Annotated in this window: 17 protein-coding genes and 1 rRNA gene; 8 read left to right on the plus strand and 10 right to left on the minus strand. The window is 73.2% G+C overall.

Translation table 11 applies throughout. The features are described 5' to 3' along the window. A 16S ribosomal RNA gene (locus IO20_RS0117755) occupies positions 1–80 on the minus strand; the annotation flags it as partial. 429 nt (positions 81–509) lie between these two features. Between IO20_RS0117755 and IO20_RS0117760 the strand changes: the two genes are divergently transcribed. Together IO20_RS0117760 and ptsP are read left to right on the plus strand one after the other, a co-directional pair. Next, the gene (locus IO20_RS0117760) at positions 510–959 is read left to right on the plus strand and encodes a PTS sugar transporter subunit IIA (RefSeq protein WP_030552048.1); all 450 of its coding nucleotides are present in this window, start codon (positions 510–512) and stop codon (positions 957–959) included. An 80-nt stretch (positions 960–1,039) separates the two neighbouring features. Then, the gene (gene ptsP / locus IO20_RS0117765) at positions 1,040–2,710 is read left to right on the plus strand and encodes a phosphoenolpyruvate--protein phosphotransferase (RefSeq protein ID WP_030552047.1); all 1,671 of its coding nucleotides are present in this window, start codon (positions 1,040–1,042) and stop codon (positions 2,708–2,710) included. Between the two features lie 71 nt (positions 2,711–2,781). On the opposite strand, the gene IO20_RS0117770 is transcribed toward ptsP, so the two are convergent. Next, a complete protein-coding gene (locus IO20_RS0117770) occupies positions 2,782–3,681 on the minus strand; it encodes a hypothetical protein (protein WP_030552045.1) in 900 nt (299 codons plus the stop codon). 23 nt (positions 3,682–3,704) lie between these two features. Beyond that, a complete protein-coding gene (locus tag IO20_RS0117775; RefSeq protein ID WP_281181649.1) occupies positions 3,705–4,991 on the minus strand; it encodes an MFS transporter in 1,287 nt (428 codons plus the stop codon). 45 nt (positions 4,992–5,036) lie between these two features. Here IO20_RS0117775 and IO20_RS0117780 point away from each other — a divergent pair, with 45 nt between their 5' ends. Next, positions 5,037–6,356 carry an aminotransferase class I/II-fold pyridoxal phosphate-dependent enzyme gene (locus tag IO20_RS0117780; RefSeq protein WP_037635765.1) on the plus strand — a complete coding sequence of 440 codons (1,320 nt, stop codon included), beginning with the start codon at positions 5,037–5,039 and terminating at the stop codon, positions 6,354–6,356. A gap of 70 nt (positions 6,357–6,426) precedes the next feature. On the opposite strand, the gene IO20_RS0117785 is transcribed toward IO20_RS0117780, so the two are convergent. Continuing rightward, positions 6,427–8,397, minus strand: coding sequence for an acetoacetate--CoA ligase (locus IO20_RS0117785; RefSeq protein ID WP_030552039.1), 1,971 nt, complete (start codon positions 8,395–8,397; stop codon positions 6,427–6,429). Positions 8,398–8,612: 215 nt separating this feature from the next. On the opposite strand from IO20_RS0117785, the gene IO20_RS0117790 reads away from it, so the two are divergent. Next, a complete protein-coding gene (locus tag IO20_RS0117790; protein ID WP_030552038.1) occupies positions 8,613–11,078 on the plus strand; it encodes a glycoside hydrolase family 31 protein in 2,466 nt (821 codons plus the stop codon). Between the two features lie 101 nt (positions 11,079–11,179). Here IO20_RS0117790 and IO20_RS0117795 read toward each other — a convergent pair whose 3' ends face one another. Then, positions 11,180–11,701: an NUDIX domain-containing protein gene (locus tag IO20_RS0117795; RefSeq protein ID WP_030552036.1), complete on the minus strand. Its 522-nt coding sequence runs from the start codon at positions 11,699–11,701 to the stop codon at positions 11,180–11,182. 59 nt (positions 11,702–11,760) lie between these two features. On the opposite strand from IO20_RS0117795, the gene IO20_RS0117800 reads away from it, so the two are divergent. The 3 genes from IO20_RS0117800 to IO20_RS0117810 all read left to right on the plus strand — a co-directional run bounded on the left by IO20_RS0117800 (position 11,761) and on the right by IO20_RS0117810 (position 14,299). After that, positions 11,761–12,582 (plus strand): M15 family metallopeptidase, encoded by an 822-nt coding sequence (locus IO20_RS0117800; RefSeq protein ID WP_030552034.1) that lies wholly within the window; start codon positions 11,761–11,763, stop codon positions 12,580–12,582. A 68-nt stretch (positions 12,583–12,650) separates the two neighbouring features. After that, complete coding sequence (locus IO20_RS0117805; RefSeq protein WP_037635768.1) at positions 12,651–13,115, plus strand: Zn-ribbon domain-containing OB-fold protein; 465 nt, start codon at positions 12,651–12,653, stop codon at positions 13,113–13,115. Between the two features lie 26 nt (positions 13,116–13,141). Continuing rightward, the gene (locus tag IO20_RS0117810) at positions 13,142–14,299 is read left to right on the plus strand and encodes a lipid-transfer protein (protein WP_030552029.1); all 1,158 of its coding nucleotides are present in this window, start codon (positions 13,142–13,144) and stop codon (positions 14,297–14,299) included. Between the two features lie 55 nt (positions 14,300–14,354). Here IO20_RS0117810 and IO20_RS0117815 read toward each other — a convergent pair whose 3' ends face one another. The 4 genes from IO20_RS0117815 to IO20_RS0117830 are packed head-to-tail and all read right to left on the minus strand — an operon-like array spanning position 14,355 to position 18,819. Next, a complete protein-coding gene (locus IO20_RS0117815) occupies positions 14,355–14,960 on the minus strand; it encodes a GTP-binding protein (RefSeq protein ID WP_030552027.1) in 606 nt (201 codons plus the stop codon). Beyond that, on the minus strand, positions 14,941–15,480 hold the full coding sequence (locus IO20_RS0117820) for a DUF742 domain-containing protein (RefSeq protein ID WP_245684976.1): 540 nt from the start codon (positions 15,478–15,480) through the stop codon (positions 14,941–14,943). The genes IO20_RS0117815 and IO20_RS0117820 overlap by 20 nt, the downstream gene beginning before the upstream one ends. A 10-nt stretch (positions 15,481–15,490) precedes the next feature. Then, positions 15,491–15,937, minus strand: coding sequence for a roadblock/LC7 domain-containing protein (locus IO20_RS0117825; protein WP_030204283.1), 447 nt, complete (start codon positions 15,935–15,937; stop codon positions 15,491–15,493). Then, a complete protein-coding gene (locus IO20_RS0117830; protein WP_030552024.1) occupies positions 15,934–18,819 on the minus strand; it encodes a nitrate- and nitrite sensing domain-containing protein in 2,886 nt (961 codons plus the stop codon). The genes IO20_RS0117825 and IO20_RS0117830 overlap by 4 nt, the downstream gene beginning before the upstream one ends. Positions 18,820–19,370: 551 nt before the next feature. Here IO20_RS0117830 and IO20_RS36680 point away from each other — a divergent pair. Continuing rightward, positions 19,371–19,628, plus strand: coding sequence for a hypothetical protein (locus IO20_RS36680; protein ID WP_342668770.1), 258 nt, complete (start codon positions 19,371–19,373; stop codon positions 19,626–19,628). 122 nt (positions 19,629–19,750) lie between these two features. On the opposite strand, the gene IO20_RS0117840 is transcribed toward IO20_RS36680, so the two are convergent. Beyond that, positions 19,751–24,421, minus strand: a complete 4,671-nt coding sequence (locus IO20_RS0117840) for a hypothetical protein (RefSeq protein WP_030552021.1) — start codon at positions 24,419–24,421, stop codon at positions 19,751–19,753. Positions 24,422–24,459 lie beyond the last annotated feature (38 nt).

The raw sequence follows: 24,459 nt of genomic DNA on the forward strand, positions 1-24,459 counted from the left end.
GAAGGGCTTCATCGTTCGACTTGCATGTGTTAAGCACGCCGCCAGCGTTCGTCCTGAGCCAGGATCAAACTCTCCGTGAATGTTTACCGGTTATCCGGTTGACACTCGCGTTGAGCGGGACAGCTAGGCCGGAATAAGGCCGACTGTCCACAGCGTCCTCGCTGTGTATGTTGCCTACCCGCCACAAGGGCCGGCAGGACTTTCAAAGGAACCTCGCCATCCGAGACCACATCCCCTGCGAGCACGCAGAGGTGTAGACCACTGGGGTTAGGATCTGGCTTGATGGTTGCTGCCGACCCGCGACCCAAAGGCGCGTTGGGGTCAGGCAGGAGTACGACAGTACATCCCACCGTCAGTAGAGGCAAATCGTTTCCGGTAGTCCCTAGCTCCGCCCAACTGGTACGTCTCGTGCGGAACCGGGACTTCTTATGACTTACGCTTCAGAACAGTACGCCGTCCAGGACAGGTAGTGACGGCGCCACACAATCTCCGCCCCTGGGAGGCTTCCCATGACAACCGTGACGTCGCCGCTTGCTGGACGCGCCATCGGTCTCGCCGCAGTTCCCGATCCGGTCTTCTCCGGTGCGATGGTCGGTCCCGGTACCGCCATCGATCCCGCACGTGAGCCTTCGGAGGTCGTCTCCCCCCTCGACGGGGTCGTCGTCTCCATGCACCCGCACGCCTTCGTCGTCGTCGACGGCGAGGGGCACGGCGTGCTGACCCACCTCGGAATCGACACCGTTCAGCTCAACGGTGAGGGCTTCGAGCTGCTCGTCAACAAGGGTGACACCGTGACGCGCGGACAGGCTGTCGTGCGCTGGAACCCCGCCGCCGTGGAGGCCGCGGGCAAGTCCCCCATCTGTCCCATCGTGGCCCTGGAGGCCACCGCGGACTCGCTCTCCGACGTCGTCGACGACGGTGACGTGAAGGCCGGCGACGAGCTCTTCGGCTGGCGCTGAGCCGGATCGTCCTCGTGACGACCGCGAGTTCGACATTCAACGCGGCGGCGGGTGCCGTCGCTCTATCGGAGACGGGTGAGATGGAGACAACGCTGCGAGGCGTCGGCGTCAGCCACGGTGTGGCGATCGGCGAGGTCCGGCACATGGGCACGGCGGTTCTCGAGCCGCCGGCCAAGCAGATTCCGGCGGACGAGGCGGAGCGCGAACAGGGGCGCGCCCGGCAGGCCGTCGAAGCTGTCGCTGCCGACCTGATTGCGCGTGGCAATCTGGCCGGCGGGGAGGCGCAGCACGTGCTGGAGGCCCAGGCGATGATCGCCCAGGACCCCGAGCTCATCGCCGATGTCGACCGCCGTATCGCCGTGGGCAGCACGGCCGAGCGCGGTATCTACGACGCCTTCTCGCACTACCGCGAGCTGCTCGCCGGTGCCGGTGAGTACATGGCCGGGCGCGTCGCCGACCTCGACGACGTGCGGAACCGGATCGTCGCGCGGCTGCTCGGTGTGCCGATGCCCGGCGTGCCGGACAGCGACGAGCCGTACGTGCTGATCGCTCGGGACCTCGCGCCGGCCGACACGGCGCTGCTCGACCCGACGCTGGTGCTCGGCTTCGTGACGGAGGAGGGCGGGCCGACCAGCCACAGCGCGATCCTGGCGCGGGCGCTGGGTGTGCCGGCGATCGTGGCGCTGCCGGGCGCGGGTGAGATCGCCGAGGGCACGCTCATCGCGGTGGACGGTTCGACCGGTGAGCTCTTCGTGGACCCGAGCGAGGAGAAGAAGGCGGAGCTGACGAAGGCGGCCGCCGAGCGCAAGGCCGCGCTGGCCACGTCCAGCGGTCCTGGCGCGACCTCGGACGGGCACAAGGTGCCGTTGCTCGCGAACGTCGGCGGTCCGGCGGACGTGCCGGCCGCGGTGGAGGCCGGTGCGGAGGGTGTCGGTCTCTTCCGTACGGAGTTCCTCTTCCTGGACGACAGCGAGAAGGCTCCGTCCGAGGAGAAGCAGATCGAGGCCTACCGCAAGGTGCTGGAGGCCTTCCCCGAGGGCCGGGTGGTCGTGCGGGTCCTCGACGCGGGCGCCGACAAGCCGCTGGACTTCCTGACGCCGGTTGACGAGCCGAACCCGGCGCTGGGCGTGCGGGGTCTGCGGTCGCTGCTCGAGCACCCGGAGGTGCTGCGGACGCAGCTGACCGCGCTGGCGAAGGCGGCCGAGGGGCTGCCGGTGTACCTCGAGGTCATGGCTCCGATGGTGGCCGACCGTACGGACGCCAGGGCGTTCGCCGACGCGTGCCGTGAGGCCGGGCTGCGGGCGAAGTTCGGTGCGATGGTCGAGATCCCGTCGGCCGCGCTGCGGGCGCGCTCGATCCTCCAGGAGGTCGAGTTCCTGTCGCTGGGCACCAACGACCTGGCGCAGTACACCTTCGCGGCGGACCGGCAGGTCGGTGCGGTGTCGCGGCTCCAGGACCCGTGGCAGCCGGCGCTGCTCGACCTGGTGGCCATGTCCGCCGAGGCGGCCAAGGCCGAGGGCAAGAGCTGTGGCGTCTGTGGCGAGGCCGCTTCGGATCCGCTGCTGGCGTGTGTGCTGACGGGTCTGGGGGTCACCTCCCTGTCCATGGGTGCCGCGTCGATTCCGTATGTGCGGGCGACGCTGGCCAAGTACACGCTGGCGCAGTGCGAGCGGGCCGCGGCCGCGGCGCGTGCGGCGGACTCCGCGCACGAGGCGCGGGTTGCCGCTCAGGCGGTGCTGTCCGGGGAGTGATTCACGGGTGTGCTCGACGAAGGGGCTTTCCGTCACCGAGGTGACGGGGAGCCCCTTCGTCGTGGGTGGGGTCAGTGGTGGCTGGTCCAGTCGTCGTCGGGGTCGGGGGTGAGGGGGAATCCGGCGAGGTGGTCGACGCCCGGTTCCGGGGAGAGGGGCTCTCCGGTGCGGGCGTCGGTGCAGTAGGCGGCGAAGACCTCGGCCTCGGTGAGGGGAGCGAGGTTCCCCGCGGTGAGGCGCCAGCCGTGGAGTCGGTCGCGGATACCCGGGTCGCTGGTGCGCAGCACGACTCCGCCGGGGGCCCCGAGGGCGATGCCGGCGGCGAGCACGGCGGTGAACTCCGCGGCCGCGGCGTCCTCGACGGTCGAAGGGTGTGGCGTGCCGTGGGCGAGGAGGACGGCGACGAGCTGGTCGTCGGCGGCCTGGACGCTGCAGACGAGGTGGTGGGTGCCGGGGCCGGCGGCGTCGAGGAGGCGGGCGAGGAGCCGGGCGGCCCGCTCGAAGGCTGCCTTGCCGACGTCCTTGCCGCAGGTGGCGCAGTCGCCGGCAGTGGCGAGGACGGTGGTGGCGTACTCCCAGGTGGCGTGGCGGACGGCGGTGTCGACGAGCTCGGGCAGGAGGGTGCTGAGGGGTTGCCCGGTGTAGGTGACGTGGGCGCCGGTCGCGGCGAGGTGGGCGGTGAAGCGGCTGCGGCTGGTGGGGTGGTCGGGGTCGAGGGCGGTCTCGGCGCACCAGGCCGCGTATTCCTCGGGGTCGAAGAGGGTGACGGTGGTGTGGCCGCCCTGGGTGGCGAGGGTCCTGAGGAGGGCCTCGACCTGTCGGAGGTAGGTGGTGTGGTCGTCGAAGGCGAAGGTCCGGTACCGGCGCATGGCCGTGAAGTCGTGCTCGTCGGCGAGGAGGCCGACGGTGCTGGGGACTTCGCGGCGCAGGGCGCGCCGGAGGTGTGCGCGGGTGGTGCCGGTCCGTGTCATGTCTCCCCCTGGTTACGGTCCGATCAGTGCTCACTCACCGTAACCGTGGGCACTGACAGTGACGATTCGGGGAGGCGTCGGCGGACGAGGCGGCTCTGTGCGCCGCAGGTGGCGACGAGGGCGGCGCCGAGGAAGGGCCAGCCGAGGGGGCCGGCGGAGACGAGACCGGTCATGAGGAGGGGGCCGACGAAGCGCTGGGTGGACTGTGCGAGGCCGTGGACTCCGAGGTAGGCGCCCTGGGCGTCGTCGGGGGCCAGGGCGACGGAGATCTCCCAGGACGCGAGGGTGTGGATCATCTCGGCGAAGGTGAGGGCGACGGCCGCGGTGATCAGGGCGGCGATGGAGAGGGTGCGGCCGCCGAGGGCGGAGACGGTGAGGGCGAGCGTGCCGACCGCGAAGAGGCCCGCGAGGGGGACGAGGAGGCGTCGGGCGGCGACGGTGGAGGAGCCGAAGCGGGCGAGGGGGACCTGGAAGAGCACGACGAGGACGCTGTTGGCGACCATCAGGAGCGGGGCGAGGCCGACGGGTGCGTCGGTGGCGTGGACGATCCAGAGGGGCATGGCGACCTGGAGGATCGAGTCGTGGAGGAAGAAGACGGCGTCACCCGTGGTGAAGGCGAGGAAGCCGCGGTCGCGCCAGGGGCTGGAGGGCTTCGTGGCGGGGGCGCGGTCGGTGGAGGCGGCGGCGATCCGGGAGGTGGTGGGGGCGGGCGGTTCGGCGCAGCGGAGGGTGAGGGCCGCCATCACGAGGTAGGAGAGGGCGTCTCCGATGAGAAGGACGTGGAAGGCGGTGGTGGTGCCGACGGCGAGTGCGGCGGCGGCGCCGAGTCCGCCGAGGGTCCAGCCGAGGTTCGAGGTGGTGCGGTTGATGGCCTGGTAGCGGATGCGGTCGGGGCCGGCGATCCGTGCGGCGTAGAGCTTGGTGAGGACGTTGGTGGCGCGGTCGGGGAGGGCGCCTGCCGCCGAGAAGAGGACGAGCAGCAGGTAGTCGTCGGTGGTGAGGAGGGCCAGGAGGGCGGCTGCGCGCAGGAGTTGGGTGCAGACGATGACGCGGACGAGGGGGAAGCGGTCGGCGAGGCGTCCGCCGAGGGGGGCGCCGGCGATGCCGACGGCGCCCGAGACCGCGATCAGAAGGCCGACCTGGCCGAGGCCGAGGCCGGTGACGTAGGTGAAGTAGAGGGCCATGGCCGTGGACCAGAGTCCGGTGCCGCACTTGTCGATGAAGCCGATGAGGAGCATGCGGCGGCCGTCGGGGCCTCCGGGGATGCGGGCCTTGAGGGGTGTTCGGGCGGATCGGGTGGAGCGGCTCATGGGTCCCCCTTGCCAACTGCTTTGTATTGATACATAATTGATTACGTGGCAGCACAATATGCGATCGAGGGCACGACGGCCAAGGCGATTGCCGCGTCCGTGGAGCGGGGCGTGACGGAGGGCGGGCTCTCCCCCGGCGACGCCCTGCCTCCCGTACGGCGGCTCGCCGACGCTCTGGGGGTGAGCCCGGGGACGGTGGCGACGGCGTACAAGGAACTGCGGCAGCGGGGGCTCATCGTCACGATGGGCCGGGGCGGAACCGTGGTGGCGGAGGTTCCGTCGGTGGCCTCCCGGCGCCCGCCGCGTGTACCCGAAGGCCTGGTGGATCTGGCCGGTGGCCATCCGGACCCGGCCTTCCTTCCCGTACTGCGGCCGCCGTCGGCACTCGCCCCGGTGTACGGCTCCCACCGGGCCGCGCCTCGCCTCGCCTCGCTCGAAGCCGTCACGCGCGCCTGGTTCGAGCGGGACGGGGTGCCCGCGCGGCACGTGACGTTCGCGCATGGGGCTCTGGACTGCATCGCACGGCTTCTGTCGACGGAGCTGCGGCCCGGCGACGCGGTGGCCGTGGAGGACCCCGGGTTCCACCATCTGCTCGATCTCGTACCGGCGTTGGGGCTGCGGATGGTTCCCGTGGCCGTGGACGACGAGGGGCTCGTACCGGACGCGCTGCGGACGGCGCTGCGGGGCGGGGTGCGCGCGGTGGTGTGCAGCCCGCGGGGGCAGTGTCCGACCGGGGCGTTCTTCACGCGGTCGCGGCGGGACGACCTCGTTGCGGTGCTCAGGGAGTTCCCTGAGGTGCTGGTCGTCGAGGACGACCACAACGCCGAGGTGGGAGGGGCCGCGGCGCACACGCTCGCGGCGGCGGGGCTCGACCGGTGGGCGCAGGTGCGGACGGTGTCGAAGCACCTCGGGATCGACCTGCGGTGGGCCGGGGTCGCGTGCGACGCGGTGACGCTGGCGCGGCACGACGGGCGGATGCTGATGACCTCCGGCTGGGTCAGTCACGTCCTGCAGGAGACGGTGGCCGGCCTGTTCGCCGACGGGTCGGTGAGCGGGCTCGTGACCGCGGGCGAGGCGGCGTACGCGGAGCGCCGCGCGGCCCTGGTCGGCGCGCTCGGGGTGTACGGGATCCGGGCCGTCGGCGCGAGCGGGCTGAACGTGTGGGTGCCGGTGCGGGACGAGTCGGCCGTGGTCAACGGCCTGCGGACACAGGGCTGGTGGGTCGCCGCGGGTGCGCGGTTCCGGATCGCGGCCCCGCCCGCGGTGCGGATCACGACGGCGACGCTCGCGCCCGGTGACGCGGTGCGCCTCGCGGCGGACTTCGCGGCGGTCCTCGGGGACGGGCAGGCGACGTACGGCGGGTGAGACCGGGACGCTCGGGGAACGCCCGGGGCCCCGATCCTGTCGGACCGGGGCCCCGGGGCGTGACCGTGTCTCAGCCGCGGCGGCTGGCGGCCAGGGTCTCGTAGAAGTGGAGGAGACCGAGGTCGTCGACCGAGCCGGCGTTGACCGCCTTGGCCAGGGGGGTTCCCTGGAGGAGGCGCTTGACCGGGACCTCGATGCGCTTTCCGGTGAGGGTGTGCGGGACGCCGGGGACCTCGATGATCTCGTCGGGAACGTGACGCGGGGACAGCTCGCTGCGGATCGTCCGCTTGATGCGGGCGATCAGCTCGTCGTCGAGGGCGGCGCCTTCCACGAGGTGGACGAAGAGCGGCATCCAGTAGCCGCCGTCCGGCTCCTCCAGACCGATCACGAGGGATTCGCGGATCTCGGGGAGGCGCTCCACGGCCTCATAGATATCGGCGCTTCCCATGCGCACGCCCTGGCGGTTCAGGGTGGAGTCGGAACGGCCGTGGATGACGACCGAGCCGTGGTCGGTGATCGTGATCCAGTCGCCGTGGCGCCAGACGCCCGGGAACATCTCGAAGTAGCTGTCGCGGTAGCGGCTGCCGTCGGGGTCGTTCCAGAAGTGGATCGGCATGGACGGCATGGGGTTGGTGACGACGAGTTCGCCGACCTCGCCGATGACGGGCTTGCCCGAGGGGTCCCAGGCCTGGAGGTCGGTGCCGAGGCCCGCCGCCTGGAGCTCGCCGATGTGGACCGGGAGGGTGGGGACGGCGCCCGCGAAACAGGAGCACACGTCGGTCCCGCCGCTGACCGAGGCGATCCAGAGGTTCTCGCGGACCTCGTCGTGGAGCCAGCGGAAGCCGTCGGGAGGCAGCGGCGAGCCGGTGGTGGCGACGCACTTCACGGCCGAGAGGTCGAAGTCGCGGCCGGGGTGCACGTCCGCCTTGGCGCAGGCCATGACGTACGCGGCGGAGGTGCCGTACAGGGTGGCGCGGGTGCGTTCGGCGACGCGCCACTGGGCCGCGGTGTCCGGATAGCCGGGACTGCCGTCGTACAGGACGACCGTCGTGCCGGTGAGCAGGCCGGAGACGAGGAAGTTCCACATCATCCAGCCGGTGGAGGTGTACCAGAAGAACACGTCCTCGGGCCCGAGGTCGCAGTGCAGGCCCAGCTGCTTGACGTGCTCGACGAGGATGCCGCCCTGGGACTGGACGATGGCCTTCGGGAGGCCGGTCGTGCCGGAGGAGTACAGGACCCACAGCGGGTGCGAGAACGGGACCTGCTCGTAGACCGGCTCCACGTCGGCGGCCACCAAATCGTCCCAGGCGAGGGTCCCCTCGGGGGCCGGGGTGCCGAGCAGCGGGATGTGGACGACCGCGCGGAGGGTGGGCAGCTCGGCGCGGAGTTCGGCGACGGTGTCGCGGCGGTCGTGCTCCTTGCCTCCGTAGCGGTAGCCGTCGACGGTGAAGAGGACGACCGGCTCGACCTGCTGGAAGCGGTCGAGGACGCTGCGGGCGCCGAAGTCCGGGGCGCAGGAGGTCCACACGCCGCCGACGGCCGCGGTGGCGAGGAGGGCCACGACGGACTGCGGGACGTTGGGCAGGTAGCCGCTGACCCGGTCACCGGGGCGTACGCCGAGGGCTCGGAGTTCGGCGGCGAGGGAGCCGACCTGGCGGCGGAGCTCGGCCCAGGTGGTGGACGCGGGCTCATGTGTCTCGTCCACATGGAGCAGGGCCGTGTCATGGGGGCGCTCGGCCGCGGCGCGCAGGGCGTGCTCGGCGTAGTTGAGGGTGGCCCCGGGGAACCAGTCGGCGCCCGGCATCGACCGGTCGCCGAGAACCCGCTCGGGCGGGGTGGAGAAGCGGATGTCGAACCACTCGACGACCGCCTGCCAGAAGGCTTCGAGCTCGTCGACCGACCAGCGGTGGAGCGCCGGGTATCCGCCCGCGGCCGGGGCGCCGTGGTGTTCGGCCGCCCAGCTCTGGAAGCGGGTGACGGCGGCCGTGGCGATGTGTTCCTCGTCCGGCTGCCAGAGCGGATCGGTCTGCGCTGATGTCATTGGGGCGGCTCCCTGGCTGTACGCGGGGTCGGCGTGTGTCCCGCGCACGTGCTGGGGTGTGCGCGTGACGCGGCTGACAGGACGATGCCATGTGATCGCCGTTCGCACCAGGTCTGCCCACCCATGGTCGAGGAGTTGAATATGTGCTCCCACCACGGGTGAACGGAAGTTGAACGCAGCTCGTATCGCCCCAGGTGGGTGGCAGGGTGAGCCGTATGGACGGTCGTGAACTACTGCGTTCGGTGAAGGTGTTCGGTTCGGTGCGGGGATGGCGGACGGTGCGGGCGGCGTGGCGGCAGCGCCGTACGGACGCGTGGGGGCTCCCGCCGAGGGGGCCGGAGCGGGCCCGGGTGCCCGGGCTGGCTACGGAGGCCGAGGCCGCACCGGGTGGGGGGACCATTCGGTTCGCGCGGTCCTCGCTGAGGATCTGCGTGTCCTCGGGGGGCACCGTGTTCTGGGGATGGGACGGGGCCGGGCCGCTTCCCTCGTACGCGTTGACCGGCGAGGCGCCCGACCCGGATCCTCGGGCCTCCCTCGAACCGGACACCGACGGCGGCTGGCGGATCGTGTCCGAGCGGGTGACCGTGGCGGTCTCCCGGCACGGGGCGGTGGAGGTCCGGACGCCGGGCGGGGTGATGCTGCGCCGGGACCTGCCGCCGCGCTGGTGGGAGCCGGTGGCGGCCACGGTGCCGACCGGAGGTCCCGGCGCCATGGCGGTCGCGGCCGAGCCCGGCGTTCAGGTGGCGGGAAGGGGTGCCCGGGAGCAGGTGACGGGAACGGGTTCCGGCGCGCAGGTGGCGGGAGCGGGTTCCGGTGGGGCGCGCTGGGTGCAGCGCAGTGAGGTGCCGGCGGACGCGCGGTTCTTCGGCCTCGGCGGGCGGTCGGCGGGGCCGCGGCTGCGGGGCGGTTCGTACCGGCTGTGGAACACCGACCCCAAGGGGAGTTTCGGTCCCGGGGACGATCCTCTGTACCTGACGATGCCCGTCCAGTTCGTCGTCTCCGACGCGGGGACCCACCTGGCGTTCCACGACAACTCCTGGGACGGCAGGGTCACCCTGGCGGAGGGTGAGGAAGGGGCGGGATCGGGGCACGACCGGCCGGGCACGAGCGAGGTCCGCATGGAGGGCGGGCCGCTGCGCTGCTGGGTGGTGGTCGGCACCCCCGCGCGCGTGCTCCACGGCTGGGCGGCCCTGACGGGCGCTCCGGCGCTGCCGCCGGACTGGGCGCTCGGGCCGCAGCACGCTCGCTGGGGGTTCGGCAGCGCGCGGGAGGTGCGCAGGGTCGTGGCCGGCTACCGGGAGCGGGGTCTCCCGCTCTCCGCCGTGCATCTGGACATCGACCACTACGACGCGCACCGGGTGTTCACGGTCGACCGTGAGCGGTTCCCCGATCTGCCGGGCCTCGCGGCGGAGCTGCGGGAGCAGGGCGTACGGCTCGTGTCGATCGTGGACCCTGGCGTGCACGCCGAACCGGGGAACGCCGGTCGGGCCGCGGACGTCTTCGTCAAGGACCCGCGGGGCGGGGAGGTCCGGGGGGTGGTGTGGCCGGGCGAATGCGCCTACCCGGACTTCACCGATCCGGCGGTACGGGAGTGGTGGGGCGGCCTGTACGAGGAGCGGCTCCGGCAGGGCTTCGCCGGGGTGTGGCACGACATGAACGAGCCGGTCTCCTTCGCCCCCTTCGGGGACATGACGCTGCCCCGGTCGGCACGGCACTCCCTGGAGGGCCGGGGAGGTGACCACCGGGAGGCGCACAACGTGTACGGGCTCGCGATGGCGCGCGCCGGGTACGAGGGGCTGCTCCGGCTGCGGCCCGACGAGCGGCCGTTCCTCTTCTCTCGTTCGGGCTGGGCGGGCATGCAGCGCTACGGGGGCACCTGGTCGGGCGACGTGTCGACGGGGTGGCCGGGACTGCGGGCCTCGCTCGCCCTCGTCCTGGGGCTCGGACTGTGCGGGGTGCCGTACTCGGGGCCCGACGTGGGCGGCTTCGACGGCAGCCCGACGCCCGAGCTCTTCCTGCGCTGGTACCAGCTGGGGGCGTGGCTCCCGCTGTTCCGTACGCACGCGGCGATCGGCGCGGGGCGGCGCGAACCGTGGGAGTTCGGTCCGGAGGTCCTGGAGCACGCGCGCGTGGCACTGGCCGAGCGGGAGCGGCTTCGGCCGTACTTCACGACCCTCGCCCGGCTGGCCCGGATGACGGGCGCGCCCTACGTGCGCCCGCTGTGGTGGGGGACGCCCGAGGACCGGGTGCTGCGCGACTGCGAGGACGCCTTCCTGCTCGGGGACGCGCTCCTCGTGGCGCCGGTCCTGACGCGGGGTGCCGACCGGCGGGCCGTGCGGCTGCCGCGGGGGCGCTGGTACGACACGACGACCGGGCAGGGCTACGAGGGGCCCGGGCAGGTGCTGCTCGACGCGCCGCTCTCGCGGATCCCGGTCCTGGCACGGGCGGGGGCCGTGCTGCCGGTGCGTGGCGAGGACGGTGAACTCGCCCTGGAGGTATGGGCCCCCGCCGCGGGGCGGACGGGCGGCGGGCTCGTCGTACGGGACGCGGGGGACGGCTGGGGGACGGCCGAGATCGAGCGGTACCAGTCGCGGCTCGCGGACGGGCGGGTGGTCGTCGAGCGGGTGACGGACGGTGGGGTGGAGGCGGTGGGCCTGCCGGTGGTGGTGAGAGGGATGTGAGACGGGTGTGAGAGCGGTGGATCCGATCTCCTGGATCCGATCTCCGATATTCGAATACTGGAGATCGGATACGCGAGAGAGGATCCCGTATCAGCGGCCCGTCACCCGTAGGCGCCGCCGAACCACTTGCGGACCGCCTCCGTGTGGAGCGGGAACGCCAGTTCCACCGGGGCGTGGAGAACGTGGTGGCCGCTCGTCTCGTCCGTCGGGACCGAGACAGGGAGTGCGGTGGCCGGGCGGGGCGGGAGGAGGCCGAAGAGGAGGAGGTGGCCGCCCGGGGAACTCATCGCGTCGGCGAGGCGGACCTCCTCGGCGGTGGCCGTGATGCCGGTCTCCTCGCGCAGTTCGCGGGCGACGGCGGCGCGCCAGTCCTCGCCGTGGTCGATGAAACCGCCGGGCAGGGCGACCCCGCCTCGCGCGGGTTCGATGGTGCGGGTGATGACCACGAGGCCCGTGCCCGCCGCTGCGTCCGTGACGGGGAGCAGGGCGACGGCGACGGGCAGGGGGTTGCGGTAGGCGGTGTGGCCGCAGGACCGGCAGGTGCGGGGCCAGCCGGCGTCGGCCGGGTGGGCGGCGCCGCAGCCGGCGCAGTGCGAGTCGGGGGCGCCTGTGGAGTCCTTCACGGGCTCGACGGTATGCGATCACCCTTTCCCGGCGCTGCCGGAACTGATAGACGGTGCGCATGACAGGACTTGCTACCGCCATCCGTACCCTCGCCGTCACGGCCGCGGCCGGGCTGCTCGCCGTCACGGGCGCCGTGGCCGCCCCCGCTCCCCCGGCGTCGGCCGCGCCGGAGCCGAAGGCCCCGCCGGAGTTCGTGGCCCTCGCCTCCGTGGACCGGACGATCGTCCAGGAGATGCGCTACACGACGGCGCACAACTTCGTGGGCGAGCCGATCGACGGCTACCGGCAGCCGTTGTGCATCCTGACCCGGCCGGCCGCCGAGGCGCTCCATCGCGCTCAGCTGCGTCTGCTGGCCCGGGGCTACACGCTGAAGGTGTACGACTGCTACCGGCCGCAGCGGGCCGTGGACCACTTCGTGCGCTGGGCGAAGGACCTGACGGACGAGCGGACGAAGGGGGAGTTCTATCCGGACGTCGACAAGTCGAGGCTGTTCGCGGACGGTTACATCGCGGAGAAGTCGGGGCACAGCCGGGGCTCGACGGTGGACCTGACGATCGTGCGGCTGCCTGCCCTCCCCACGCGCGCGTACGTGCCGGGCGAGAAGTTGGTGGAGTGCTACGCGCCGCAGGAGGAACGGTTCCCCGACAACTCCGTGGACATGGGGACCGGGTACGACTGCTTCGACACGCTCTCGCACACCGACGACCCGCGGATCCAGGGGGCGCAGCGGGCGAACCGGCAGCTGCTCAAGGGGGTGCTCGCCGAGCAGGGGTTCGTGAACCTGCCCGAGGAGTGGTGGCACTTCACCTTCAAGCCGGAGCCGTTCCCGAGCACGTTCTTCGACTTCCCGGTGGCGCGGAGGTCGGTGGCCGGGCGTTGAGCCCTTCTCAGCACAGGCCTCCCGTGGCACACTTCTGACGCTTCGTCAGATTACGGGAGGGCGGCTCGATGACACGGACCCGCAGACCGGTGGTGGCCGGATGGTTCACCGACGACAGCGTGCCGGAGGCGGAGTTCCGGCTGCTCGGGACCCGTTGCACGGCCTGCGCGTCGGTCTTCTTCCCGCGCGAGGACGACTGGTGCCGGAATCCCGGCTGCCCGGGCGGCGGCACGCTCGCCGAGGTGCCGCTCTCGCCGCGCGGCCGGGTCTGGTCGTACACCGACGGGCGGTACCGTCCGCCCGCCCCGTACGTCTCCGATCCGGACGTGCCCTGGGAGCCGTACACGCTCGTCGCCGTCGACCTGGCGGCCGAGGCGATGGTGGTCCTCGGGCAGGCCGCGCCCGGGGTGACGACGGACGATCTCGCCGTCGGGGCGGAGGTCGAGGTGGTGCCCGGGGTGCTGAACGAGGACGACCGGCACACCTGGACCACCTGGCACTGGCGGCCCGTCGCGCGGGAGGAGCGGTCGTGAACGACATCGCCGTCCTCGGGGCCGGGATGCACCCCTGGGGCAAGTGGGGGCGGAGTTTCGTCTCCTACGGGACGGCGGCCGCCCGGGCCGCGCTCGCCGACGCCGGACTGGAGTGGAGCGACGTCGGGTCGGTCGTCGGCGCCGACACCATGCGGTGCGGATACCCGGGATACGTGGCGGGGGCGACGTTCGCGCAGGCCCTAGGGTGGCAGGGCGCGCGGGTCACCAGCGTCTACGCCGCCTGTGCCTCGGGCGCGCAGGCGATCGGGACCGCGCGGGCCCAGATCCTGGCCGGCCTGGCGGACGTGGTCCTGGTCGTCGGCGCGGACGCGACGCCGAAGGGGTTCTTCGCGCCGGCCGGCGGCGAACGCCCCGACGACCCGGACTGGCTGCGGTTCCGGGTGCTCGGGGCGACGAATCCCGCGTACTTCGCCCTCTACGCGCGCCGCCGGATGGCCCTGTACGGCGACACCACGGAGGACTTCGCCCTGGTGAAGGTCAAGAACGCGAAGGCCGGTGCGCTCAACCCGCTGGCCCGGTACCGGAAGCCGGTGACCGCCGAGGAGGTCGCGGCCTCCGCCGTCGTCGCCGATCCCTTGCGGCTCCTCGACATCTGCGCCACCTCGGACGGCGGCGCCGCGCTCGTCCTGTCCAGCTTGGAGTTCGCGCGCCGCCACGGGCACGCCGACCCGGTACGGGTCCGGGCCGTTTCGACGGTCTCCCCCACGTACCCGAAGGCGGTCCTCGATCTCCCCGACATCGCGACGGACTCGGCGGCGGCCGTGAGCCCGACCGGACGTACCTTCCGCGCCTCCATCGCCCGCGCCGCCTACGAGGAGGCGGGGATCGGGCCCGACGACCTGTCGCTCGCGGAGGTGTACGACCTGTCGACCGCCCTGGAACTGGAGTGGTACGAGGACATCGGCCTGTGCGACGCGGGCGAGGGCGCCAAGCTGCTGCGGGACGGGGCGACGGCCCTCGGCGGGCGCGTTCCGGTCAACACCAGCGGCGGCCTCGCCTCCTTCGGGGAGGCGGTGCCCGCCCAGGCGATCGCCCAGGTCTGCGAGCTGACCTGGCAGTTGCGGGGTACGGCGGGCGGGCGGCAGGTGCCCGGCGCGCGGGTCGGCATCACCGCGAACCAGGGCCTGTTCGGGCACGGGTCGGCGGTGGTGGCGGTGCGCTGAGGGCCCGCCCGGGAAGGGTCGGGCCCTCAGGGCCTCGCGTTCGGATCGGGCCGGATCAGGGGGCGGCCGTCGGGTGGCTCTGGTCCGCGAGGACGAGGGCGTGCTGGACGACGGCCACCAGGACGTTCTTCACGGACTCGCGGTCCCGGGCGTCGCACATCACGAGCTCCACCTCGGGATCCAGGTCGAGCGCCCCGCGCACGCTCTCCGCGGGGAAGCGCTGGGCGCCCTCGAAGCAGTTGACGGCCACCGTGAACGGGATGCCGCGCCGCTCGAAGTAGTCGATGGCCGCGAAGCTGTCCTCCAGGCGGCGGGTGTCCGCGAGGACGACCGCGCCGAGCGCGCCCTGTGCCAGCTCGTCCCAGAGGAACCAGAAGCGGTCCTGGCCGGGGGTGCCGAACAAGTACAGGACGAGGTCCTCGCGGAGGGTGATCCGGCCGAAGTCCATGGCGACCGTGGTGGTCGTCTTGGCCTCGACGCCGTGCAGGTCGTCGACGGGCCGCCCCGCCTCGCTGAGGATCTCCTCCGTCCGCAGGGGCCGGATCTCGCTGACCGCGCCCACCAGCGTCGTCTTGCCGACCCCGAACCCGCCCGCGACGAGGATCTTCAGGGTCACCGGCTCGACGTACTGCTTCTTGCGGCTAGAGCGCCCGAAGGCCATTGATCACCTCGCGGAGAATGCTCACGTCCGGCAGCTCGGCCGGCGGAACGGGGCGGGTCACATGGACGAGTTCGTCCTCGACGAGATCGCCGACCAGCACCCGGACCACCCCGACGGGGAGGTCGAGTCCTGCGGCGAGCTCGGCGATCGACTGGGGCTGCTCGAAGCAGCGCTCGACGATCTCCACGTGCTCGGGGGAGAGCGTCTGGTCCCGGCCGGGGTCGTCGGCGGCGGGTTCGGGAACGACGAGCGCGATGAGGTCGAGCCGGTGGCGGGTGGCTGCGCTCGTCCGGCCGCGGGTCATCGCGTACGGACGGACCACGGGACCGGCTTCGTCGTCGAACCAGTGGGGGTGGTCCGGTGTCGTCGGACCGTCCTGCTGCGCGCCGTACGGTTCGTAGGCCGCGTACGGCTCGCTCGACCCGTACGCCGTGTACGGCTCGCTCGACCCGTACGACTCGTCCGGCCGGCTCGGCCGGTCGGGTTCGTTCAGCTGGTTCCGCTCGGCTGCGTCACTCATGCCGTCCCGCTCACCCTCCCGAGGGACCGGTCCGGGGGGCCGTCGCGAGGTGGGCCCCGACCCGCTTCACCATCAGCGTCATCTCGTAGGCGACCTGACCGACGTCGGAGTCGGCGTCCGCGAGCACCGCGAGGCAGCTGCCGTCGCCGGCGGCCGTGACGAAGAGGAAGGCGTCCTCCAGCTCGACGACCGTCTGGCGGACCTTGCCCGCCTCGAAGTGGCGGCCGACGCCCTTGGCGAGGCTGTGGAAGCCGGAGGCCACGGCGGCCAGGTGCTCGCCGTCCTCCCGGGACAGATCCTGGGAGGCACCGGTGGGGAGGCCGTCGCTGGAGAGCACCAGGGCCTTGCGGATCGACCCGACGCGCTGGACGAGTTCGTCGAGGAGCCAGTTCAGCTCGCCGTTTCCGTGGCCGTGGCCGGAGGTGGTGCTGGGTGCTGCGGCGTTCGGTGCGGTCATCGACCGTCCCCCTCGGGTGTCGTTCCTTGTGCTGTCGGGTCGTCCGGGTCGGCGTTGTGCCGTCGCCCGCGCTGCCAGCCGCGCTGCATGGCGGCCATGCGGGCGCGTACCTCCTCGGCGTCGCGCTCGAAGGAGTCGGGGTCCGCGGGCGTGGTGCCGCCGCTCGTACGGGGTTCGGCGGGCCGTCCCGTACCGCGGTCCGCGGGGCCGTCGGTCGCGCGCAGCTGCGGCGCGAGGCTCGCCTGCCGGACGCGGCGGGGCAGCCCGGCGAACGGCTCCGGGCTCTCCGGCGGCACGGGACCGTCCGGGGGTGCGGACCCCTCCGGTGGTACGGGGAAGAGGGCCGGGCCGGGTCCCCGCGGGGGTCCCGACGGGGCGTCCCGCCCGCTGCCCTGGGCGAACCGGCCCGTGGCGCCCGAGTGCTCGGTCGCACGGCCGGGAGCGGGGTGGTCACGGCCGGCGGGCGCCGGGTCCGGGGCGGGCAGCTGGTGGTCCCTGGCGTCCTGGAGCGGGTGCGGCCGGTGCGGTGCGTCGACGCGGCGGCCGTGGTCGACGACGAGCGTCGGGGTGCGGCGGCGCGGCAGCGGTACGGGGCCGAGGACTCCCCCGTCGGCCGCAGGCTCCTCGTCGCCGTGGCGGTTCGTCCGGTCATCGGCCTGCTGGTGCTGCTCACCGGCGGGGGCGAGTCCGGTGCGACGCCTGCCACGGGGCAGGAAGAGACCGCCGCGCTCGCTCTCGGTGTCGAGCAGGTCCGCGGACCGGTCGAGGAGCGCGTCGAAGCCCTCGCCGCCGATCGGTCCCTCGAGTTCGACGGGGCCGTCGAGCGGGCCGGGGACCTCGGTCACGTCCGGGACCCTGGCCAGCGCCGGGCGGCGGGTGGGCAGCGTGCCGGCGCCGGCCGTCCCGTCGTCGGCGGGGCCGGTGCGCTCACCGGGCTTCTGCTCGAGGGTCTTGCGGTCCAGGCGGAAGCCGGCGCCCTGGGTCTCGGGCGCGTCGGTGAGCAGCGCGGCCGGGATGAAGACGACCGCGGTGGTGCCTCCGTACGGGGAGGTCTGGAGCGAGACGCGGACGTTCTGGCGCTGGGCGAGGCGGCTGACGACGAAGAGGCCGAGGCGGTCGGTGTCGGAGAGCTCGAACTCGGGGGTCTCGGCGAGCCGGAGGTTGGCGTCGAGCAGGGCGTCGGCGTTCATGCCGAGGCCCCGGTCGTGGATCTCCAGCGTGAAGCCGTTCGCTACCCGCTCGCCCAGCACCTGGACGGCGGTGTGCGGGGGCGAGTACACCGTGGCGTTCTCGAGGAGTTCGGCGATGAGGTGGGTGAGGTCGGCGACGGCGGGGCCGCCCACGCCGAGGCGGGGCAGCCGGCGTACCTCGATCCGCTCGTAGTCCTCGACCTCGGCGACGGCGGCGCGGACGACGTCCATGAGCTGGACGGGCTTGCGCCACTGGCGGGAGGGGGCGGCGCCGGAGAGGATGACGAGGCCCTCGGCGTGGCGGCGCATACGGGTCGTGAGGTGGTCGAGCCGGAAGAGGTCGGCCAGTTCGTCGGTGTCCTCGGTGCGCCGCTCCATGGTGTCCAGGAGGGTGAGCTGGCGGTGGAGGAGGACCTGGTTGCGGCGGGCGAGGTTGACGAACACCTCGGAGACGCCGCGCCGCAGTTCCGCCTGTTTGACGGCGGCCTCGACGGCGGCGCGCTGAAGGGTGTTGAGTGCCTGGCCGACCTGGCCGACCTCGTCCTCCCCGTAGGCCAGGTGGGGCACTTCGGTGCCGACGTCGACCTGTTCGCCGGCGGCGAGCCTCCGCATCACGCTGGGCAGCCGTACGCCGGAGACCTCCTGGGCCTCCTTCTGGAGGCGGCGCAGGTCACGGACGAGTTCGCGGCCGACGCGTACGGAGATGACGATCGAGGCGAGCAGGGCGAGGAAGCCGAGGACGCCGGCGACACCGGCCTTCAGCAGCACGCTGTACGCGGCGGGCTGGACCCGGTCCTGGTAGCGGTCGCCGGCGGCGGTGTTCTCGCGGGCCAGGTCGTCGAGGACGGGGCTCGCGTGGTCCTGCCAGTAGGCGGGGGTGACGGCACGCGGGTTGTCGGTGGGGCCCGCGGTGATGATCGCGTTCTCGGCGGTGCGCAGCGGCCGGGTGTCGGGGCTGCGCCAGTACTGCTCGAAGCGCACGCGTTCGGCGGCGGGCAGGAGTTCGAGGTTGACCTCGTAGAACTGCTCGCGGTTGGCGATGAGGTCGGATATCTCGCGGATCTCCTGGGCGGTGACGCGGTCGGCGACGAGCGCGGAGAGGACGAGGGCGTCCTCGCGGGAGAGCAGCTCGCGCGCGCGGGTGATGCCGACGAGGGCGCGGCCCTGCTTGTCCATCTCCACGTTCTCGAGGGCGTGGAGGGTGATGAGGAAGCTGTAGCAGGGGTCGACGAGCCGGTTGTAGAAGTCGAGGGCCTGCATCCGGCCGATGTCACGTTTCTCCACGGACCGGCGCAGGGAGGCGAGGCCGTCGAGCGCTTCGAGGAGGGACGTGAGCCGCTGGGCCGTGACGGGCCGCATCTCCTCGCGTACACCGGGGTCGGCGGCGTTGGCCCTGATGCGGGCGATCTGCCGGTCGGTGGCGAGCCGGGTCTCGCGCAGCGAGCCGAGGGTCTCGGAGCCGCGGGGGTCGGCGAGGTAGATGAGGGACTGGCGGCGTTCGAGTTGGATGACCCGGGCCGTGTCCTCCAGGGGGTAGCCGACCTTGTCGACGATGTAGCCGACGTCGAGGAGTTGGTCGGCCTCGCGGCCGGTGAGGGCGGTGGCGAAACCCCACAGGCCCGTGAGGGAGACGAGCGGTACGAGCAGCAACGCCACGATCTTCCGGCGGATGGACTTCCCGCGAAAGCGCATGGCCTCCCCCAGCTCGGCCCCCGTGGCCACGGGGGTCCTTCACGTTCGTGACGTCCGGCGTCAACACGCGGCGTCAACTTCGAATTCCAACAAACGGCGGCGTGAGCCTACTACTGCATCGCGGCCATTCCGAAGGCATGTCCGGGCTATTTTCAGCCGGTCGAGTGAGTGTTGATCATGAGATGTCCTGGTATTCGGGGAGTTGGGATCGGCCACTGTGGTGCAGGACACCTGATGGTGCGCCATTTCGCCCGCCTGCGGAGATGGCTGGAACTCTTCGTTCCGGTCCCGCCGGGCTCTGTTTTCGCCCTGGGCGGGCGAAACCTTTTCCCTCTCTCGTGCGTCAATAGGTACGGGGCGGGTTCTGTCCGCGTAAAGGGGCTCAACACGGGCAGCCACTCCTGTAGTCGTTCGGTGTGGGGAGTGACAGGACTATGGAACACGAAGCGCGGCGATCCGCGCGGCAGTTGTGGGTGGAGGACGAGCGGGGACGGAGCCGGATGCCCGATCCGGTGCGTAACGCCGCGGTAAGAGCCGTGATGATCACATCGGTGACCCTCATCCAGGGAGTGGTCGCCTTCTTCTGTTCACTGGCGGGCTCCTGGCTGGCGTTCCCGATGACCATCAGCACGGTGGTCTTCACCGTCGTGGCCACCTGGAGCGTCCTCGACGTCTGGGTCACCCGTCAGGTCTGGCGCCAGCGCAACGGCGTGGTGTCGGAGCCGAGCAGTACGGCCCGCCGGCCGCTGCGTGACAAGCACGGGAAGAGCCGGCCGGAAGCGACGGCGTCGCTGTCCGAGGCCGCCTGAGCAGAGGACGTCACGAGAAAGTGAGCGGCCCGACCCCGTCGACGGGGGGCCGGGCCGCTCACTTGTCGTACGCGCCGGGCCGCTCGCCCCCGCCCCGGGGGGCGTCAGGGCGTCGGCGAGCGTTACGGCGTCGGGTCGTCGCTCACGTGGCGGCGGAACATCCGGGTCGCCGTGATCTCGCCGTGGATCGTCTCGCCCTCACCGGCGGTCGCTGCCTGCGGCAGCCCCGGACGCAGGTGCTCCTCCACGCTGATGTACTTCAGCCCGGCCCGCAGGTCGGCGTCGTTGCGCAGCCGGATCACCAGCGGGAACTCGGCCAGGGCGGTCGTGTCGAACAGGCCCGTCGTGTACAGCAGCTGGACGCCCAGCGCGTCCGACACGGCCCGCTGGAGCTCCAGGAGGTACGTGGCGTTGGCGCGGCCGATGGGGTTGTCCAGGAACAGCGTGCCCGCGTGCCGGTGCTTGTCACGGCCCCGGTCGTTGGAGCGGAGCGCCGCCATCGTGCAGTACAGGGCGATGGCCGCGGTGAGCAGCTGACCGCCGGAGAAGACGTCGCCCATCTGCCCGACGGGGACCCGCTCGGCGCGCAGCACCGCGTCCGGCTTGAGGATCTCGACGGAGACGCCCTTCGGTTCGAGGGCCGCCTGCACGCCGCGCAGCAGCAGGGACATGCCGTCGCGGCGGATGTCGGAGTTCTTCTTGACGGCGGCGCGGGTGGCCTCGTCGACGACCTCGCCGAGCCGCTCCGCGAGAGTGGCCTGGTCGGGCTCCTCGAAGCGGATCCGCAGGAACTCCTGTCCCGACCACTCCCCGAGGCCCTCGGGGAGCCGGGAGAGGCGCTGGGCGGAGCGCAGCGTCGCGAGCGAGGACTCCACGAGGCCGCGCAGCCGGTCCACGATCGAGTCGCGGTTGCGCTCCAGCTGTTCCAGTTCGTCGGTGAGGACCCGCAGTCGGGGGGCGAAGGCCTCGGCCCACTTGGCGGCGTGCTCGGGCAGCGCGGACGCCGGAAGTTCGCGGATCTGCTGGCGGGCCGGGGTGCGGACCTGCTCGTAGCGGGTGGAGTTGGCGTGCCGTACCAGGATGTCGCTCGCCTCGCGGACGGCGGCGTCCGCGGCGGACAGCTCGGCGGTGCAGCCGCGCAGCGAGCGGCGCGTCTCGGCGGCCGTCGTACGGGCCTCCTCCAGGCTGCCCGGGTACGCCTCGGCCTCGTCCTCCTCCGCGTCCGTGTGGTCGCGGAGGAGATCCCGCAGCAGGGCCGCGGTCTCCTCGAAGCCGCCCGCCGCGTCCTCGGCGGACCGGTGGTCGCGGAGCAGGCCGGCGTGGGCGGCGCGGGCCGCGTCGAGGGCGTCGGTGCGGGCGGCGAGTTCGGTGGTGGCGGTACGGAGCAGGGCCTGGGCCCGCTCCGCGTCGGCGGGGACGAGTTCCTCGGGCAGCTCGGTGTGCGCCTCGCCGTCCTCGGGGGCGAGCCTCTCGGCCTCGCCGCGGAGCCGGCCGAGCTTCTCGCTCGCCTCCGAGGCGCGGGTCTCCAGCATCTGCACGAGGGCTTCGGCGCGGGCCGCGGCCGCCTGTCGGGACGGGCCGTCGGCGCCGTCGGTGGACTCCAGGAGCTGTTCGGCGCGGGTGCGGACCTTGTTGGTGAGACGGTCGAGCTCGGCCAGGGCGGCGGACTCGTCGCTCTCGGCGCGGGCCTGCTCGGCGCGCAGGTCGGCGCCGACGCCGACCTTCTCGTACAGCTGCGAAGCGGCCCGGTAGGCCTCGCGGAGGGTGGGGAGCGCGGCGCGGGAGGCGGGCGCGCCCCCTTCGGGGAGGGTGTCGGGGGCCCCGGCGATCTCGGCGCGCTCGGCCCGCAGGGCGCGGGCGGTGCGGTGGGCGTCGTCGGCGGAGCGCTGGGTCGCGCGGCGGTCCTCGTCGGCGGCACGGGCGCGTTCCAGACAGGTCTGGGCGCGGGCCTCGGCCTCCGCGGCGTCGTCGGCGAGCTCACGGAGCTTGGCCTGCCACGCCGACCGCTCGCGCAGCCGGAACGCCAGGCCCGCGAGGGCGTCTGCGACCCGGCGGGCCCGCTGCGCGGCCTCCTGGCGCTCGTCCCTGACCGCGGCCGCCTCGGCGGCGGTCTCGTCGGCCTCCGCGCGGGCGGTGCGGGCCTCGTCGAGGGCCGCGGCGGCGGCCTCCGCAGTCTCACGGGCGGTCGTGGCGACGGACGCGAGCTCGGCGAGCATCCCGGGCGGGCAGTCGGCGCGCCAGGCGCCGATGCGGGAGGCGAGGGAGCGGTCCCCGGCGAGGCGGGCCGCGAGGGAACGGATCTCCTCGTCGCGGGCGGTCGCGCGGGCGCGCAGGGCGTGGCGCTCCTCGTCGGCCGCGTGCTCGTCGTGCATGGCCGGGTTCGGCGGGACCAGGAACACACCGCTGTCGTCCGTCGGGTCCTGTGCCGGTACGGGGGCGAGCAGGGCGGCGGCGGTGCCGACGGCCACGGCGGAACGCGGCAGCAGGGCGGCGGTGCCGAGGACCTCGCGGGCGCGTCCGTACGAGACGGGGTCGGTGATCACGACACCGTCGACGAGCTCGGGGCGCGCGGCGAGGACGCGGGCGTGGTCGGCGGGGTCCACGGACTGGGCGAGGTAGCGCCAGCCGGGGAGGGCGGGGATGCCGTGCTCGCCGAGGTACTCGACGGTGGCGAGGACGTCGGGACCCGGCGGAAGCAGGCCGCCGTCGCCGAGGGCTCCGAGGATGCGGGAGTCGTCGGCGGCGGCGGTGCGCAGTTCGAAGAGCTGGCGCTCGGCGGAGGTGACGGCCTGGTCGAGCATGCCGCGCAGTTCGTCGGCGTACCGGTCGAACTCCGTGACGGTGAGCGGCCCTTGGGGCGCGGTGCCGCTGTCCGCCCCGGGCGTCCCCTCGGTGTCGGCGCCGGCGGCCCCGGTGGCGGCCCGCTGCCCCGGGAGGGGGGAGCCGGCGGTCGGCAGGCTGAGGAGTTCGGCGAGGCGTTCCTCGCCGGCGAGGAACTCGGCGGCGCGGCGCTCCGCGTCGTAGGCGTTCCCGGCGGCCTCGGCGGCGTCCGCGGCGCGGGCGGCGGCGAGTTCGGCGCGGGACTCGGCCCCCGCGGCCTCACGCGCGCGGTCCGCGGCGGCGCGGGCGGCCTCGCGGGCCGTGTCCCAGGCGGCGACCGTCGTCTTCTCGGCGTCGCTGGCGGCCAGGGCGGCGCGGGCGGGGTCGGCGTCGGGCGCCGAGTCGTCGAGCCAGCCCGCCCGTACCGCCTCCGCGGTCTCCTGCTCGACCTCGGCGAGCCGCTGGCGCAGGTGGCCCGCCTCGCTGCGGGCGCGCTGGGCCTCGGTCGCGGCGGACGTGGCGTCGCGGTGGGCGGTCTCGCCGGCCTCCTGGAGGGCGGTGGAGCGTTCCTCCTCCTCCGCGGCGTGGCGCTCGCCCTCCTCGGCCGCGGCGGCCAGGGCGCGTACGAGGTCGGCGGCCGCCTCGGCACGGGCCGCGAGGGCCGGGGCGGCGTCCCGCTCGGCCTCGCGGATGGCGGCGGCCACGCGCGCGGAGCGGTCGCTCGCGGCGCGGTGGCGGAGCACGACCTCGGCCGCCTGCCAGGCGGAGTGCATGGTGCGGGCGTCGGTGAGTTCGCGGCGCTGGGCGGCCGCGCCCTTCTCGGCGGCGGTCAGGGCCAGGGAGGCGTGGCGGTAGGCCAGCTCGGCGGCGATGAGGGAGCTGCGCCCGCGTGCGGTCTCGGCCTCGGCGACGGCGTGGGCGGCGGAAGTGACCTGCTGGGCGAGTTCGGCACCGCGGCCGCGCTCCTCGGCGGCGCGGGCGGAGAGCCGGCGGGCCAGGGTGCGGGTGCGGCGCTCCGCCGCCGTGTGGATCTCGCGCGTGCGTGACCGGGTGCCGGCGGCCTCGACGATCCTGCCGAGGAGGTCCACGGAACCGGCCGTGAACTCGCGCTCGGCGGTCAGTTCGGCGCGGCGTCCGAGCTTGTTGCCGAAGCCGCCGACGAGGTCGGCGAGGCCGTCGGTGTCCCGGGTGTCGGTGACGGCGCGCAGCAGCAGGTCGGTGAAGTCGGAGTCCTTCTTGACCGCGAAGAGGCCGGCGGCCTCGCCCTCGTCGGCGTTCATCTCGCGCTGGTAGCGGAAGAGTTCGGGATCGAGGCCGAGCTCGCCGAGGTGCTCGTTCCAGCGGTCGTGGATCTCCTCCCAGTAGACCTCCAGGTGCGGGTACGCCTTGCCGGCCTCCGTGATGGCGTCCCGGAAGCCCTTCATGGTGCGGCGGCGGCCGGTCGCTCCCGAGGCGCCCTCGACGGGCGGCCGGACGGAGGTGGCCTCGGCGACGGGGAGGTTGTCCAGGCTGAGTCCCGGGCCGGGACGGAAGGAGTACCAGGCCTCGGCGAACTTCCGCGGGTCGTGGGAGACCTGACGGCCCCGCCACTCGCTGGCCTTGCCGACCACGACCAGTTCGCCGGTGAGGGTGTGCTGCCACTCCAGGGCGACGTGCCCGCAGTCGTCGGCGAGGAGGAACTTGCGCAGGACGCCGGAGCTGGCGCCGCCCAGGGTGTTGCGGTGACCGGGGAGCATGACCGAGAAGATCAGCTTGAGGAGGACGGACTTGCCGCCGCCGTTCTCCAGGAAGAGCACGCCCGCGGGGGCGGGGCGGCGCGGCGGTCCGACCGGTTCCTCCTCGAAGAACTCCGCCTGCGTGGGGGCGGGGTGGGGCACGGGCGCGCCGACCCCCCGCAGGTCCAGGACGGTGTCGGCGTAGCGCGCACCGGCGGGACCGATGGAGTACAGGCGGACCCGGGACAGCTCGTACATGGCGAGGGACTCTCGTGCTCTCGTGCTCTGGAAGGTCG

Source organism: Streptomyces exfoliatus, assembly GCF_000725545.1.
Taxonomy (GTDB): domain Bacteria; phylum Actinomycetota; class Actinomycetes; order Streptomycetales; family Streptomycetaceae; genus Streptomyces; species Streptomyces exfoliatus.